We start from the raw sequence: 16,012 nt of genomic DNA, 5'->3' as shown, positions 1-16,012 counted from the left end.
CTTTTTGTTATTAATTATTTAGTAAGGTTTACGCTTCCTTCACTTGCACCCGCTGCAGATTCTGTTACTTCACGGATGGCATTGCGATCATATGTAAGACGGCTGCCGTCACCACATTTAATGACCACTTTATTATCATCAATCGAATCAATAAAGCCGTGCAGACCACCAATTGTGACGATTTTATCACCTTTCTTCAATTCGTTTTGCATGTTCGCAACCTTTTTTTGGCGCTTTTGCTGTGGACGAATTAATAGGAAATAAAATAACACAAACATTAATATTAATGGAATGATTGTACCGATACCTTGCATCTTGTTTCCCTCCTTTCAAAAAATTGTATTAGAAATTTTTCGCGTTTGGTTTATTAAAACCATAACGTTCAAAAAAATCTTCGCGGAAATCTCCAAGCCTGTCTTCCATAATGGCTTGTCTGACCTTCTCCATTAATCTTAACAGAAAATAGAGATTATGGTAAGACGTTAAACGAATTCCAAAAGTTTCATCACATTTAATTAAGTGACGGATATATGCCCGGCTATAGTTACGGCATGTATAGCAATCACAATCTGGATCAAGCGGCCCAAAGTCACGTGCATATTGCGCATTTTTCACGACAAGGCGTCCCGTGCTTGTCATTAATGTCCCATTTCGGGCAATTCGGGTTGGCAATACGCAATCAAACATATCAATTCCGCGAATCGCTCCGTCAATCAACGAATCGGGTGAGCCAACTCCCATTAGATAACGTGGTTTATTGGACGGTAACATTGGGGTTGTAAACTCAAGGACGCGGTTCATGACATCCTTCGGCTCTCCCACCGATAACCCGCCTACTGCATAACCAGGGAAGTCTAGCGAGACAAGGTCGTTTGCACTTTGTCGGCGGAGTTCTTCATATTCGCCGCCTTGGACGATTCCAAATAATCCTTGGTCCTCTGGACGCTGATGAGCATTTAAACAGCGCTCAGCCCATCTCGAAGTCCTCTCAACGGATTTTTTCATATACTCAAAAGTGGCCGGAAACGGCGGGCATTCATCAAAGGCCATCATAATATCCGAGCCAAGAGCATTTTGAATTTCCATTGCTTTTTCCGGAGATAAAAATAGTTTCTCACCGCTCATGTGATTGCGGAAATGAACTCCTTCTTCTTCGATTTTACGGAATTCACTTAGACTAAATACTTGAAAACCACCTGAGTCTGTTAAAATGGCCCGGTCCCAATTCATAAATTTATGAAGACCGCCAGCCTCTTTAATAATTTCATGCCCCGGTCTGAGCCATAAGTGATAAGTATTGCTTAAGATGATCCCTGCACCCATTTCTTTTAACTCTTCAGGTGACATTGTTTTTACGGTTGCCAGTGTTCCAACAGGCATAAAAGCAGGCGTGTCAAACGAACCGTGCGGTGTATGGACTCTGCCTAGTCTGGCCCCCGTTTGTTTACATGTTTTAATTAACTCATAGCGAATCGCAGTCAAATTGCTATCTCCTTCCTACTGCTTAACTTAGATGATGAACATTGCATCACCAAAGCTGAAAAAACGATACCGCTCAGCAACGGCTGTGTTGTAGGCATGCAAAATATTTTCTCTGACGGCTAAGGCACTGACAAGCATAATCAGCGTTGACTTAGGTAAGTGGAAATTCGTAATCATGCCATCAATCGCCTTAAATTCATAACCAGGATAGATAAATATACTTGTCCAGCCGCTTCCGGCGGTAAATTGTCCATTGTTTGCAGATGCAATCGTTTCTAATGTCCTTGTTGAGGTTGTTCCAACCGTTATGATTCTGCCTCCGCTCTTTCTTACTTCATTCAGCAATTGGGCAGTACCTTCTGTCACCATATAAAATTCAGCGTGCATATCGTGTTCTAATACATCGTCGACACTCACTGGACGGAATGTACCAAGACCTACATGAAGCGTAATAAATGCTATATGTACTCCTTTTGCTTTAATTTCCTCCAAAAGGGACTCAGTAAAGTGAAGACCTGCGGTTGGAGCAGCTGCTGATCCCGGTTCGCGGGCATATACCGTCTGATATCGATCACGGTCATCAAGCTGTTCTTTTATATAGGGTGGCAGCGGCATTTCCCCTAATTGATCAAGTACCTCGTAGAATATTCCCGTGTATTTAAACTCTAATACTCTTCCGCCATGGTCGGACTCGCCGGTGCAAACAGCTGTCAGCTTTCCATCGCCAAAGACAATTTCTGTTCCTATCTTTACTCGTTTTGCCGGTTTCACAAGTGTTTCCCACTGGTCACCCTCGAGTTGTTTTAAAAGCAGGACTTCAATTTTTGCCCCGGTATCATCTTTTACACCAAAAAGACGTGCAGGCAATACCTTGGTATCATTTAAAACAAGGCAGTCCCCTTCACGCAAATATTCCGTTATATTCTTAAACACTTCATGCTTAATTTCACCTGTATGCTTATTTAAAACCATTAATCGGCTGTCTGTCCTAGTTTTTAATGGGACCTGAGCAATTAGTTCCTCAGGTAAATGAAAATCAAATATATCTACTTTCATCACTAACACACCTTACTGTTTATTATAAATAAGTTTAATCCATTGGCACTTCCATGCCAAAATGGTGATAAACCGCTCCTGTTACGACCCTGCCGCGAGGAGTACGCTGCAGGAAGCCAATTTGTAACAAATACGGCTCGTAAACATCTTCAATTGTTTCAGCCTCTTCCCCAATCGAGGCTGCAATGGTATCAAGACCGACCGGACCACCACGGAATTTTTCAATAATTCCTTTTAAGAGCTTGTGATCAATATGGTCAAGCCCTAGCCGGTCAACCTGTAGTAACTCCAAAGCGTCTCTTGCAAGGGTTAGGTCAATTGTACCATTCCCCTTTACTTGTGCAAAATCCCTTACCCGGCGGAGGAGTCGATTGGCAATTCTTGGGGTTCCCCTCGCCCTCCTGGCAATTTCTACTGCAGATGGGCCATCAATTTCCGTTTCAAATAAATCCGCGGTTCTGACAACAATATTTTTTAACTGATCTTCCTTATAATACTCGAGCCTGCACAAAACTCCAAATCGATCGCGTAGGGGAGCCGATAAGGAACCAGCCCGGGTAGTCGCACCGACTAGCGTGAACGGCGGCAGGTCAAGCCGGACCGACCTTGCACTTGGCCCTTTTCCAATGACAATATCCAGACAAAAATCCTCCATTGCAGGATAAAGTACTTCTTCAATCGTCCGTGGCAATCGGTGAATTTCATCGATAAATAACACGTCTCCGGGCTCAAGAGAGGTTAGAATTGCCGCTAGATCACCGGGACGTTCAATAGCAGGCCCTGAGGTTGTCCGGATATTTACCCCCATTTCATTGGCAATAATGACCGCAAGTGTGGTCTTGCCTAATCCTGGAGGGCCATAAAGGAGAACATGATCAAGCGTCTCCTTCCGCAGCTTTGCCGCTTTTATAAATATCTCAAGATTTTCTTTTACCTGCGTTTGCCCGATGTATTGCTGTAGAGTTTGCGGCCGCAGGCTTTGTTCAAGACTAATCTCGCTTTCATTCACTTCACTTGATATGATCCGCTCTTCCATGAATTATCACCTATTTTAAAAGCCGCTGGAGGGCTTTTTTAATATATTGATCGGTTGAAAGCTGCTCTTTTTGTAATTCAGAGGAGATTTTTTTAATTTCTTTATCGGAATAGCCAAGGGCTTTTAAGGCAAGGACAGCTTCTTCAAAAGCCGAATTGGCTGCTTGCTGTGGAAGCGGGAATTGATCAGCATTGAATAGGTTAGGAAAGTAATCTGGTACAATATCTTGTAATTTCCCTTTTAAATCAAGAATCATTTGACGGGCTGTTTTTTTACCAACTCCAGGGAATTTAACAAGAAAGCTTTCATCTTCATTTTCAATTGCATTTACCACCTGCTGGACTTCGCCTGAAGCCAAAATGGCCAGCGCGCCCTTAGGGCCAATCCCCGAAACATTTAATAGTTTGGTAAAAAGTCTTTTTTCCTCTCTTGTTTCAAATCCGTATAAGGCGATGACATCTTCGCGGACATAATGATAGGTATAAATGGTTACCATTGTTTCCATTTTAGCAGCGAAAATAAACGGATTAGGGGTGGAGATTTGGTAGCCAATCCCATTATTTTCGATGACAATGTATTCCGGGCCGACAAATTCTACCATCCCTTTAATAAATTCATACAAACGTATTCTCTCCCCAATTAAACCTTAATGGTTTTTCTCTTGAAAAATTAGCTGTCTTTCATTTTAACATAAGTCCAAACGGATATTGAAGAAATTCGTATCTTGTTAAAAAGTCTAATAATTCAGTTTGTCAACCCATCTCCTAAAAATGAATACTAACCAGAGCATCGATTAACATAAAAAAACAGGCTGATTTGATTCAATCAGTCTGAATTTATAATAAGGGCTACTGTTTTTTCACGGAATACGGTTCGAATGTCTCCAGGACCTCCACATAATGGTCCTTCGATTTAATGGGGATGCCTTGAATTAATTCCTCTTGTTTCTTGCTTTCAAGTTTCTTGATATCTATTTGAAAGAATGATTGGATAATGTGTGATTGTCCCGGCCGGCCATTAAAAATGGTCAAAACACCATCATCTGTCACACCGAAAAAGCCATTTGCTTTTAATAATGGCGAGATATCGTCAACTTGTTTCCGGAATACATATGTTGACTCGTTGATGTCGGTAAGCTGCCATTGGTCATATTTAGCCCAAAAATTCTCCATCTTCCAACATGCCTCGTGAATTAATTCCTGACTCACTTCCCCGTCAAGATAGACTCGTTCTAAGATAACCGTCAAGTTTTGCGGCTCTGTCTTCGGGATTTGGTTATCTTGTGGGGCAGCCGAGCTTGTTGGGATTAGCCCAGGAACGTTACCGATAAACATGAAGAGAATAACAGCAAATACGGCTAATGTGTACCGGTACATTGCTATCCAAATGACCCTCATGTCACTCACCTCTTAATCTTAATAATTGTGCATAGTTTACAGTACTAGTTTAGCCTTTATTTCCCTTTTTATCCGACATAAATAAAGAGGCAAGCCCGAAAGCTTTGCCTCTTGTTTGAATGGATTAGCGGCCACCCTTATTCCGCTGGGAGTCGTTATGAATATTACGGTCGCGGCCCATTGTGCCCTCGTCCGTAATAACCTGGACGGTTCTTCCTTTTGCGTAAGGCTGAACCGCTTTCTGAATGGCTCGCTTGGTTTCTGCTGCCCGATCATTGTCATGTAATGAAACGGAAACAATGACAGTATTGCCATAAGCAACAGACCTTACATTTCTAACATTATCGATATTTTCCACTTTGTTTCTTATTTTCGCTGTAAAACGATCTTGGAACTCCGGATTCGTGACCACTCCGTTGTTACCGTTTTTAGCACTCAAGTGACCGTGATAGTTCAAATCACTCGTGCTAAAACGGTTATCCCGCTGTAAGAAGTTCCGGTCTGTTTTGGCTCTAGGGACTGTTGGATTTGGGGGATTCCCGTTTTCGTCTCTAGTTTGCATCTGCCTGCTGTTTTTTTCATTGATGGCTTGATCTTCCACGCCAAGATTATGGTCCATAATTTCTGTCACAGCACCATCATTATCCCGCAGTATTCCATAATCATTATTGGCGTGATTTTCATTCGAATAATAACCAATCGGCCGAGCTAAGTTATTACCATTCCCCGTACGATTATTATCATTTGCACACCCTGTTACACCTACTAATAAAGAGAAGGAAAGAGGAATCATCCACTGTCTTTTGTTCAAGCGATAAACCCCCTAAATTACATTCTGAGCATAGAATTCTGCTCATTTATAGGGTGTTATCTTCTGTTGTAATTCATTCTGATAAAATCATTTCACTTTTTCCTGTAATTGCCTAAAAAACTTTTTCCTTAGATGAAATTGATCGACAGTTAAGTCCATGACCATCCTTATTCTTTCTTGGTCGGTATAGGCTTTTTCCCGAATCAGCCGATTCCATTCTCGAAAAATATCCGCTGGAAAGGCCAGGGCATACAAAAACGCTTCTTCATCTAAATATTTTCCTATTGGCTTTAAACTTCCCAGTTTTCCCAATGACCAATCTAGATTGGGAAGAATTCGATTGGCATACTGTAAATAATCAAACGAGGGCGGGCCGATACTAATTAAGTCAAAGTCAATTAGATTTAACTGTCCGTTCTGGTGACGCAGGAAATTGTGATGGGCCACATCACCATGGAGAATGACAACCGGTTCTTTTTGAAAAAAGCGGCGGTGTTTTATCATCCCCGCCAGTGACCAATTGGCCCATATTATCAGTTCAGAAATCATGTAATCATCTAAAAAGTATTTTATAAAAGAAAGATTGCCTGAAAAAACTCGGAGCCTTTCTGTCCATTTGGCAATTAAATCACTCCTAGAAAGCAACGTCCGGTATCGACTTTCAACGGAAGCGGTCGTTTGGTGAAATTGTTTCAGCAGATCAAGACCTTCTTGGCGGTTTCGCTGGTTAGAATAAGAAAAGGCCGTTTTATGTGGAGGAATGTATTCGATGCAGCCGTAATAGGTTCCCTCAAAAAAGAGCTGTCCTTTGAACGGATCGGATAGGTATTGGTATGTTTTCAAAAATCCTTCTGTTCTTAGCGTGGCGGTAAAGGCTTCTTGAAGTTTAAGTTTGTTATTGGAATGATATCCCTTTAAAATATAGGTATTATTTTTAGTTCTTAATAAGAAAACAGACTTTCGGACCATCACCAGCTGAATAATTTTTTCATAAAACTGTGATTGAAAATAAGAGAGGAGACGATTCAAGTAATCATCGTCTCCCTTTTGTTTACCGGGTTTATTAATTGCTCTCATCACGGTAACCTGGCATACCGTAAGGATTTGTTCCAGCTGGACCCACACCGTATGGGTTCATATAAGGCGGGTGGGCAACATTCATTGGTCCTGTATATGGTGCACTGTAGATTGGCGGTGTTGGCGGTACAAAGCTGGCTGGTGGGCTTTGTGGGACCATTCCAGCAGGCTGCATTCCTCCACCACAGCCACAGTCACCTCCGGCTCCTACCGGCGGCCCTTGTGCGGGAGCTGTCGGCAGATAAGGCATTTGCCCTACTCCTCCAGGTGGATGAAGATCGGAAGATTCAAAGTCATGCATTCCCATTCCCATTACCTGAGGCCCAGGTCCGCCCATTTGGGGATACCCATACGGTGCTGTTCCCGTTCCGTAAGGATTAACCATTCCAGGGTTCCCATACATGGTGCCAGGCACTCCTGGAGAGGATTGCGGCATCCCTCCTTGATATGGAGCTGTAAAACCTTGTGCCCCTGTCATTGGGCCGGCTGTTCCTCCAGGCATTCCCTCATAGCCCATTGGCATCTGACCATACCCGGCTGGCATTCCGCCGTAGCCCATTGGGGTTTGACCATATCCAGCTGGCATTCCACCGGAACCCATTGGATTTTGTCCGTAACCGCCTGGGGCCTCTCCGTAACCCATTGGATTTTGTCCGTATCCGCCTGGGACCTCTCCGTAACCCATTGGATTTTGTCCGTATCCGCCTGGGGCCTCTCCGTAACCCATTGGGTTTTGTCCGTATCCGCCTGGGACCTCTCCGTAACCCATTGGGTTTTGTCCGTATCCGCCTGGGACCTCTCCGTAACCTGTCGGCATTTGAGCTGCTCCTGCAGGCATTCCTCCGTATTCAGCTGGCATTTGAGTTGGTCCCGCAGGTGCTCCTCCATAGCCCATTGGCATTTGGGTTGGACCGGCAGGTGCCCCTCCATAGCCCATTGGTGATTGACCAAATGCTGCAGGGTCCATCATTGGCATTTGGGTTCCCATTCCGGCACCAGGATGATAGGCCGGATTTACACCAGGCATTTGCGGCATGAACGATGATGACTCATCATGGAAAAATTGCCCCGGCATTACGGACGTACCGGCCATAGCTGGATTAACTCCAGGGATCCCATGAACCATTCCAGGGTGCGGCACATACTCTGCTCCTTGGACCGCCGGATAAGGCATAACAGGCGGCATCATCGGCATCCCTCCAAATGGAGGGCAAAAACCTGGTCCTGGCATTACAGGTGTAATTGGCACACAATAGTCTTGCGGCGGCGGTATTTCAACCGGCATCTCTTGAACAGGTGCCGGAGGAGGAATTGGAATTTCTTTTTTAGGTTCTTCTTTGACCTCAGGAAGTATATTGGCAGGTTTAGGAGGAAGCTGTGGTTGAACGGTCATGTTAGTCATGTTGGTCGTATAATAATTGTTTATATCAATTTCTGGGATGATTTGCAGAGGCATTTTTGGAGTATAAGGTGCTTTCGGTGCTTCTTTAATAATTGGCTGTTCTTTTATAATTGGTTGTTCTTTCACAATCGGTTTTTCTTTTACAATCGGCTGTTCCTTTACAATCGGTTTTTCCTTTACGATTGGCTGTTCCTTCACAATTGGTTTTTCTTTTACAATTGGTGCTTCTTTGATTGGCAGTGGAACGGGTTTCTCTTTGGCAAACGGATGCTCAGCAATCGGCACTTCCTTTTTAACTCCTAAGTTGATTGACGTATCCGGTTTCGTTCCCATCGGCGCTTCTTTTTTTATGGATCCACCTGTTGTTGGAACTTTTATTTTCATACCGGGCATAATCATATCAGGGTTGCTGAGCTGTGAATTCATCTTTTTCAGCTCTTCAAAATTCACGCCGTACTTCTTGGCGATCTTCCAAAGAGTATCCCCTTTCTGTACGATATGGATCTTCACTCTGATTTCCCTCCTATGGCATAAGTCCATATAGTCTATGTGAAGATGGGCAAAGTGCTAACATTCTTCAAAAAAATCTATGCTTCCTTTTCCCATTTTATGAATAAGTCTCTAAAGATTAGGGAGAGATTCGTTGCGCTGATAAAATGAAATTTCCGCTGATATCTGCTATTTTTCGCCGATATGTTGCTTATTTCCGGTGATATAGTAGAAAAAATCGCTGACAAATCAACTAATGGTAAAAAAAGCCTTTCATATATATGAAAAAAAAGATGCAATCAGGTAAATTGCATCCTTTTTCGCGTCTTATGAATTTTTCAACATCCGTTCTAGCGCTAGTTTTGCTTTTTCGGCAGTTTCCGGACCAACTTTTATGATATTGTTTGTATCATCGAGTGTATCAAGGCTCCAAACTAGATGCGGCAAGTCAATTCTGTTCATGGTCAAGCAAGGACACATATGCGGATTTAATGAGATAATCTGTTTATCCGGATGATCGTTGATAATGCGGTTTACTAAATTCATCTCCGTTCCAATTGCCCAAGCAGAACCAGACTCTGCCTTTTCTATTGCATTGATAATATAACTTGTCGAGCCGGCCATATCCGCTAATTCGACGACTTCCCTGCGGCATTCCGGATGAACAATAATTTTCATATCAGGATATTGAATACGTGTATCGGCCACGTTTTGAACAGTAAAGTTTTCATGGACAGAGCAATGCCCTTTCCATAAAATCACTCTTATTTTTGAAACATCGCCCTCATATTCAAGCGAATTAGTGATTGGATTCCAAATTGCCATCTCATCTAAGCCAATCCCTAAATCTGCTGCCGTATTCCGTCCTAGGTGCTGATCAGGCAAAAATAAAATCCGCTCTTTAATTCCCAGGGCCCATTTTAACCATGGTTTCGGCATTAGAGGAGGTAACAGTGGCGCCGCCATTTTCACCCACGAATGCCTTAATCGCTGCGGTTGAATTGATATACGTTAACGGAAGAATGGTATCACCAAACAGTCCCTGAAGTTCTTCCCAAGCACGTTCGGTTTGCACGATATCGGCCATGTCAGCCATTGAACAGCCGGCACGCATATCAGGCAGAAATACCTTTTGATTGTCACTGGTTAAAATATCGGCGGTCTCGGCCATAAAATGTACACCACAAAAAACGATATACTCGGCCTCCTTGTTATCAGCTGATAACTGCGCTAATTTTAAAGAATCACCGGTTGCATCGGCAAACTGTATGACCTCGTCTTTTTGATAATGATGGCCTGGAATAAATAGGCGTGAGCCAAGCTGTTTTTTTACCTCAATTACACGATTTTCAAGTTCTTCTCGTGTCATTTGCTTGTATTTTTCAGGGATCATGACATTCTTTTGTAAAGTTTCCAAGAAGCTCATTCTACTCATCTCCTTTATTCCATAACACTTTTACACTTATATCGAGAGCTTTATACGAATGGGTCAGAAGTCCTAGAGAAATATAATCGACCCCTGTATCACGATAGTCAGCGATGTTTGATAATTGGATGCCGCCAGACGCCTCGGTAATAATACCAGCCGGGACCAGTTTGATAAATTCCTTAATTTCATCAGGTGTTCGGTTATCAAACATGATCACATCCGCACCAGCATGGACTGCTTCCAGTACTTGTTCTTCCGTTTCTACCTCAACCTCAACTTTTACCATATGGCCTGCTTTTTCCCGGACAGCCTCTACTGCCTTTGAAATCGAGCCAGCAAAAGAAATATGGTTGTCCTTAATCATAACCGCATCGTATAATCCAAAACGATGATTAAAGCCGCCTCCGCAGCGAACCGCATATTTTTCAAGCATTCTTAGGCCTGGAGTCGTTTTTCGTGTATCACAAACCCTGGTATGACCACTGTCAAGCGTGGATACGGCATTTTGTGTCAAGGTGGCGATTCCACTCATCCGTTGAATCAGATTAAGAACCACTCGTTCTCCTTTTAATAAATCAGAGATTTTTCCAGAGACACGGGCAAGCTCCTGTCCCTTCTCGATGGTTTGGCCATCCTTCACAAACAGCTCGACGCTAATGTCTTGATTTAACAGATGAAAACCAGTCTTGATAATTTCCTCTCCACAAAAGACGCCCTCATCTTTTGAAAGAAAAACAATTTTCCCTGTTGTATCATCTGAAAAAATTAGATCGGTTGTTAAATCCTGTTCGCCAATATCTTCAATAAAAAATTTCTCAAGTTGCGAGCGCAGTTTTAGTGAATTCATTGTTTTTCTCCAATCCCTGATTGTATTTATGAATAATGGTTTTTCGCAGCCATTTTTGGTCATCTTCTAACGGATAATCACTCCGATAGTGACCCCCGCGGCTTTCTGTCCTTTGTAAGGCCGATTCCGTAATCAAGCTCGCTGTAATTACCATAAAGATTTTTGACAGATCCGCTTCGGAACAGGTATCTAACTGGATTTTATCGGCGTTGAATTGAGCCAGCCAGGCTTGCTGCTTTTTCAAGTCTGCTTCATTTCTGACAATCCCTACCCGCTCCATCATCGAATCTTTTATCAGCTGAACATCCGGTAATTTCACCTTATTAGTGATGGCCGATGGGAAGAAATCATGAGAATCAAACCTTTGCGAATTTGTTTTGGTACCATTAATCCACTTAGATAATTGCTCACCTTGATAAAGCCCCTCTAATAAAGAATTGCTCGCTAAGCGGTTAGCACCATGCAGTCCTGTACATGCCGCTTCGCCGATTGCATATAACCCCTTAATAGAAGAACGTCCGATTAAATCTGTTTTAATCCCGCCCATTAAAAAGTGGCTGCCTGGAGCAACAGGGATTTTCCCTTCTGCCAAGCAAATTCCATTTTCTTCGCAAATAGCCGTAATTGTAGGAAATCTTTTGCTAAATTCTTTAATGCTGCTAATATCTAAAAATACTTGTTCCCCTTTTTTTAGATATTCGTAGATTCTTTGTGAAACCACATGCCTTGGAGCGAGATCCTTCATGGGATGAATCCCTTCCATAATAGGGGTTCCAGCTTTGGTCACAAGGATCGCCCCATCGCCTCTAACAGCTTCAGAAATTAAGCCTTTCGTCTCACCGTTGACATACAAAAGGGTTGGATGAAATTGGATAAATTCCATATCGACGATTTCTGCCCCTGCTAAATAAGCCATGGCAATGCCGTCACCTCCTACGGTTACAGCGTTTGATGTGTAAGTGAATAATTGCCCGCAGCCTCCGGAAGCTATGATGATATGGGACCCAAGAAAATGCTGTATCGTTCCTTCAGATGTTTTTGCTTTAACACCAATACAGCGAGTTTTTTCCGGGTTTAATAATAATTCATAAGCAAAGACTCCCTCTTCAACGATGACATTCTTGGGGAGTCTGCTGATTAAATGCTCCATTACATTTTTCCCGGTCGCATCACCGCCGCCATGGACAATTCGCTTTTCGCTGTGGGCGCCTTCCATCCCTAAAAATAATTCTCCATTTTGCTTCTTATCGAATACATCTCCCTGCTGGGCCATGTTTCGAATCAAGGTTGGTGCCGCGGTAATTATTTCCCGAACAGAATCTTGGTTATTATGAAATCTACCCGCTTCAAGCGTATCAATAATATGTTTAGCTGGGTGGTCATTTTCGCCAATCGCAGCAGCAATTCCTCCTTGGGCAAGATAAGAGTTAGCCGTTCTTAATTTCCCTTTTGTGATTATCCTCACATTTAATTCATTGCTTAATTGAACAGCTAGCTGTAAGGCTGCTATTCCACTACCAATTATTACTACATCATTATTTGTCATGGATGGCCCTCCTGACGTTAACAGGTGTCTTGACATATATATTTACACAGAATTAAACTAAAAACAAGTACTAAAAAAAATAGATTATTGGAGAAATAGGATGATATATTTTGATTTTGCTGCGACAACTCCTTTAGATGCGGATGCTGCAGAGGCTTATGTAAAGGTAGCAACTGAATATTTTGGAAATACCCAGAGCCTGCATGATATCGGCGGTCAAGCTCAACAATTACTGGAAAATTGCCGGGAACAACTGGCAAATGCTTTTGGTATTAATAAAAAAGGCTTATATTTTACAAGCGGTGGGTCGGAAGGCAACTTTTTAGCGATCGAGGCCCTTTTGTCAGCTCCGCTAAAAAGCGGCAACCATATTATTGCCGGTATGGCAGAGCATTCCTCAATCCATGGTGTTTTAAAGCGGCTCATAAAGGATGGATATGAGGTGACACTCATTCCGTTTACTTCAAATGGATTACTTGACATGGATCTTCTCCTGAGTTCAATCAGACCAGACACTATTTTAATTACGGTGCAACATGTTAACTCTGAAATTGGAACGATCCAGCCAGTTGAGGAAATTGCAAAAGTAGCCAAAGAAAACAGAATTCATTTTCACAGCGACTTTGTTCAGTCTTTCGGAAAAATAAATTTAATGACCCTTACGCCCTTAGTCAGCAGTTTTTCTTTTTCCGGACACAAAATTTATGGACCCAAAGGGATCGGCGGGGTGTATATTAACCCTAGCATCGCTTGGAATCCCTTTTTCCCGGGAGGTTCACATGAAAGTGGGCTTCGGCCCGGGACAGTCAATCTCCCTGCGATCGCCGCGCTGACTGTTGCTGCCGAGAAAATTATTGGACGACTTGAGGAGGACTGTACTAAATTTCAATTGTTGCGTGATACGTTTATGGAAACGCTCGAGCCGATAAAAGAATGGGTCGAAGTTTATCAAGCTGCGGATGATAGGCAGCTAGCCAATATAATTGGGATGCGAATTTTCGGTATTGAGGGGCAATGGATGATGCTTGAATGCAATCGGCTAGGATTTGCCATCTCAACTGGAAGCGCATGCCAAATCGGAATGCAAGCCCCGGCAAAGGTTACAGAGGCACTAGGGGTGGATAGTAACAAAGCAAAAGAATTTATCCGCATCTCGCTTGGTCATTCCTCTACAAAGGAACAAGTCATAAAACTCGGGGAAACAGTGGTCAGGATTGTTGAATCATTCAAAATGGCTGCACGTGATAGAAAGAAACGATCTGTGCTAGAATAGAAAGATAGAAAAAACAATTAGGAGGTCCTTTATGGCTGATCAAAAGAAGATTTTGGGAGAGGAAAGAAGGTCGTTCATTCTCCAGCAGCTTAAAGACAGCTCTGAACCGCTCACAGGCAGTGAACTTGCGGCTAGAACAAATGTAAGCAGACAAGTAATTGTTGGGGATATTACCCTTCTTAAAGCTAAGAATGAACCTATTATTGCCACAAGCCAAGGCTATATCTATTTAACGACAAGCTTGGCTACTCCTACATTTGAAAGAACGATAGCATGCAAACATTCGCCGGCAGACACAGAGAAAGAACTAAATTTACTTGTTGACCATGGTGTACTTGTTAAAGATGTGAAGGTCGAACATTCGGTTTACGGTGATCTAACTGCATCGGTAATGGTAGCAAACCGACAAGAGGTTAAGCAATTTATGGAAAACATTACAAGCACGAAGGCATCATTATTATCTGAGTTAACCGGCGGCTTCCACCTGCATACGATTTCAGCTTCAAGCCCGCAGGTCTTAGATCAAGCAGAACAAGCCCTGAAAAAAGAAGGATTCATAATAGAATAAGAAAAGCGAAAGTGACCGTTTAGCGACGTATAGACTGGAGCACTTCGACTGAGATAAAGGAAACACGAAGAGCGGAAGCGATTCGATGTTGACTTATCGCAGGGAGACGGGCGAAGTATACTAGTCGCTGGGAGCTGGAGCTAGACAATTCTTGAAGTCAATATTCATTTCTTAGCATAAGAGACCCGCTGCAATTAGCAGGGGTCTCTTCTTTTAATCTAAATTGACCATTACGGATGGATAGCTTCCTAACACCTTAACCCCACAGCCAAGTGCTTCAAGCTCAGCAATCGCTCCAGGAATTAACACATCGTCAAGTTTCATTTCAAGATCAATTATAAAGAAATAATTGCCAATTCCTGTTTTCATCGGTCTTGATTCAATTTTGGAAAGATTCAATTTTCTCCAGGCAAACGCTGATAACACCTGATGGAGGGCCCCGGCTTGATCAGAAGGCAGTGTCACCATAAGGGTGGTTTTATAATGCGATGACCCGCTGATTTCGGCAAAATCCAAGTCCTGCTCTGATAAAACAAAAAAGCTCGTATGGTTAAAATGAAAATCATGAATGTCTTTTTGGACGATGGTAAGACCATATTCTTTTGCAGCGAGTTCATTTGCAATCGCGGCCGCATTCAAATCGGGCTGCTCCATGACCATCTTCGCGGCTGCAGCGGTTGACGAGATACTCTCAATTGGTACACCTTTAAAATGGGTATGTAAAAACTTATGGCACTGGGCAATCGCATGTGAATGGCTAAATACTTTGGAAACTTCCTTCCAATGGTCCTTATTATCAGGATGAACCATTAAATGCTGTTTAATCGGCAGTGTGATTTCTCCGACAATCGGAATATCGACTACATGTGTTAAATAATCCAGTGTAATGTTGACTGAACCTTCAAGAGCGTTTTCAACTGGAACAACTGCTAAATCCACTTTCTGATCCACGATTGCATCGATACTTTCTGGAATCGTATTATAAGGTTCCAACTCGAATCCTTGAAAAATTTTACTCACGGCTAATTCTGTAAATGTTGCCTTTGGCCCCAAATAACCAACCTTCATGACTTTCCCCACTCCTCTATATTTTTAAAAAGGAAGGCTAAAGACCAGGCCATAGCGGACATTGTCCACTACGCGCCTGTTCCCAGCACTTCCACTTTTTCAACAAATTCAAGTTTTCTTAGTTCCGTTAATAAATCGTCTAGCTTTGTTATAATGTTCGAAGTATTTAATGACAATGTTACATTCGCTCTGCCTTGAAGCGGTATCGTTTGGTGGATGGTCAAGACATTACAGCCTGATCCAGCAACAACACTTAACAAGTTAGACAATGTGCCTGAGCGGTCTTCTAAATGAAAGAAGAGGGAAATGATCTTCTCCTTCTGAATCGTCGAAAAAGGAAAAACCGTATCCCTGTATTTATAAAAGGCACTCCTGCTTAGGTCCACTTTAAGAACAGCATCTGCAATCGATTCTGCTTTGCCCCTATCAAGCATTTCTTTTACTTCAATCGTTTTCTTCATCGCTTCAGGCAAAACATCCTCACGGACCAGGTAATACTTTTTATCAAAATTATCCATTTAACCCTACCTC

The 16,012-nt window shown here is 42.6% G+C and carries 15 protein-coding genes and 1 pseudogene; 2 read left to right on the top strand and 14 right to left on the bottom strand.

Annotated features, from left to right (window positions below; translation table 11 throughout):
* Positions 1-14 precede the first annotated feature (14 nt).
* The 12 genes and pseudogenes from yajC to nadB all read right to left on the bottom strand — a co-directional run bounded on the left by yajC (position 15) and on the right by nadB (position 12,572).
* On the bottom strand, positions 15-314 hold the full coding sequence (gene yajC, locus ACZ9EE_RS23680) for a preprotein translocase subunit YajC (protein WP_476031098.1): 300 nt from the start codon (positions 312-314) through the stop codon (positions 15-17).
* 28 nt (positions 315-342) lie between these two features.
* On the bottom strand, positions 343-1,482 hold the full coding sequence (gene tgt, locus ACZ9EE_RS23675; RefSeq protein ID WP_476031097.1) for a tRNA guanosine(34) transglycosylase Tgt: 1,140 nt from the start codon (positions 1,480-1,482) through the stop codon (positions 343-345).
* Between the two features lie 27 nt (positions 1,483-1,509).
* A complete protein-coding gene (queA, locus tag ACZ9EE_RS23670; protein WP_476031096.1) occupies positions 1,510-2,538 on the bottom strand; it encodes a tRNA preQ1(34) S-adenosylmethionine ribosyltransferase-isomerase QueA in 1,029 nt (342 codons plus the stop codon).
* Positions 2,539-2,572: 34 nt separating this feature from the next.
* Positions 2,573-3,574 carry a Holliday junction branch migration DNA helicase RuvB gene (gene ruvB, locus ACZ9EE_RS23665; protein WP_476031095.1) on the bottom strand — a complete coding sequence of 334 codons (1,002 nt, stop codon included), beginning with the start codon at positions 3,572-3,574 and terminating at the stop codon, positions 2,573-2,575.
* Between the two features lie 10 nt (positions 3,575-3,584).
* The gene (gene ruvA, locus ACZ9EE_RS23660) at positions 3,585-4,196 is read right to left on the bottom strand and encodes a Holliday junction branch migration protein RuvA (RefSeq protein ID WP_476031094.1); all 612 of its coding nucleotides are present in this window, start codon (positions 4,194-4,196) and stop codon (positions 3,585-3,587) included.
* A gap of 226 nt (positions 4,197-4,422) precedes the next feature.
* Complete coding sequence (locus ACZ9EE_RS23655) at positions 4,423-4,971, bottom strand: BofC C-terminal domain-containing protein (RefSeq protein WP_476031093.1); 549 nt, start codon at positions 4,969-4,971, stop codon at positions 4,423-4,425.
* Between the two features lie 124 nt (positions 4,972-5,095).
* A complete protein-coding gene (locus ACZ9EE_RS23650) occupies positions 5,096-5,782 on the bottom strand; it encodes a YhcN/YlaJ family sporulation lipoprotein (RefSeq protein WP_476031092.1) in 687 nt (228 codons plus the stop codon).
* A gap of 87 nt (positions 5,783-5,869) precedes the next feature.
* The gene (locus tag ACZ9EE_RS23645) at positions 5,870-6,859 is read right to left on the bottom strand and encodes a phosphotransferase (protein ID WP_476031091.1); all 990 of its coding nucleotides are present in this window, start codon (positions 6,857-6,859) and stop codon (positions 5,870-5,872) included.
* A complete protein-coding gene (gene safA, locus ACZ9EE_RS23640) occupies positions 6,846-8,771 on the bottom strand; it encodes a SafA/ExsA family spore coat assembly protein (RefSeq protein ID WP_476031090.1) in 1,926 nt (641 codons plus the stop codon). The genes ACZ9EE_RS23645 and safA overlap by 14 nt, the downstream gene beginning before the upstream one ends.
* Before the next feature lie 306 nt (positions 8,772-9,077).
* Positions 9,078-10,176: pseudogene (gene nadA / locus ACZ9EE_RS23635) on the bottom strand (quinolinate synthase NadA).
* A gap of 1 nt (position 10,177) precedes the next feature.
* Positions 10,178-11,026 (bottom strand): carboxylating nicotinate-nucleotide diphosphorylase, encoded by an 849-nt coding sequence (gene nadC / locus ACZ9EE_RS23630; protein ID WP_476031089.1) that lies wholly within the window; start codon positions 11,024-11,026, stop codon positions 10,178-10,180.
* Positions 10,995-12,572 carry an L-aspartate oxidase gene (nadB, locus tag ACZ9EE_RS23625; RefSeq protein ID WP_476031088.1) on the bottom strand — a complete coding sequence of 526 codons (1,578 nt, stop codon included), beginning with the start codon at positions 12,570-12,572 and terminating at the stop codon, positions 10,995-10,997. The genes nadC and nadB overlap by 32 nt, the downstream gene beginning before the upstream one ends.
* Positions 12,573-12,672: 100 nt before the next feature.
* On the opposite strand from nadB, the gene ACZ9EE_RS23620 reads away from it, so the two are divergent.
* On the top strand, positions 12,673-13,845 hold the full coding sequence (locus tag ACZ9EE_RS23620) for an IscS subfamily cysteine desulfurase (RefSeq protein WP_476031087.1): 1,173 nt from the start codon (positions 12,673-12,675) through the stop codon (positions 13,843-13,845).
* Positions 13,846-13,876: 31 nt separating this feature from the next.
* On the top strand, positions 13,877-14,413 hold the full coding sequence (locus tag ACZ9EE_RS23615) for a 3H domain-containing protein (RefSeq protein ID WP_476031086.1): 537 nt from the start codon (positions 13,877-13,879) through the stop codon (positions 14,411-14,413).
* 213 nt (positions 14,414-14,626) lie between these two features.
* Here ACZ9EE_RS23615 and pheA read toward each other — a convergent pair whose 3' ends face one another.
* Together pheA and ACZ9EE_RS23605 are read right to left on the bottom strand one after the other, a co-directional pair.
* Complete coding sequence (gene pheA, locus ACZ9EE_RS23610; protein ID WP_476031085.1) at positions 14,627-15,481, bottom strand: prephenate dehydratase; 855 nt, start codon at positions 15,479-15,481, stop codon at positions 14,627-14,629.
* Between the two features lie 68 nt (positions 15,482-15,549).
* On the bottom strand, positions 15,550-15,999 hold the full coding sequence (locus ACZ9EE_RS23605; RefSeq protein WP_476031084.1) for an ACT domain-containing protein: 450 nt from the start codon (positions 15,997-15,999) through the stop codon (positions 15,550-15,552).
* Positions 16,000-16,012: the final 13 nt, after the last annotated feature.

The sequence above is a fragment of the Bacillus sp. URHA0034 genome (genome assembly GCF_056280405.1).
This window is presented reverse-complemented; position numbering and strand designations above follow the sequence as displayed.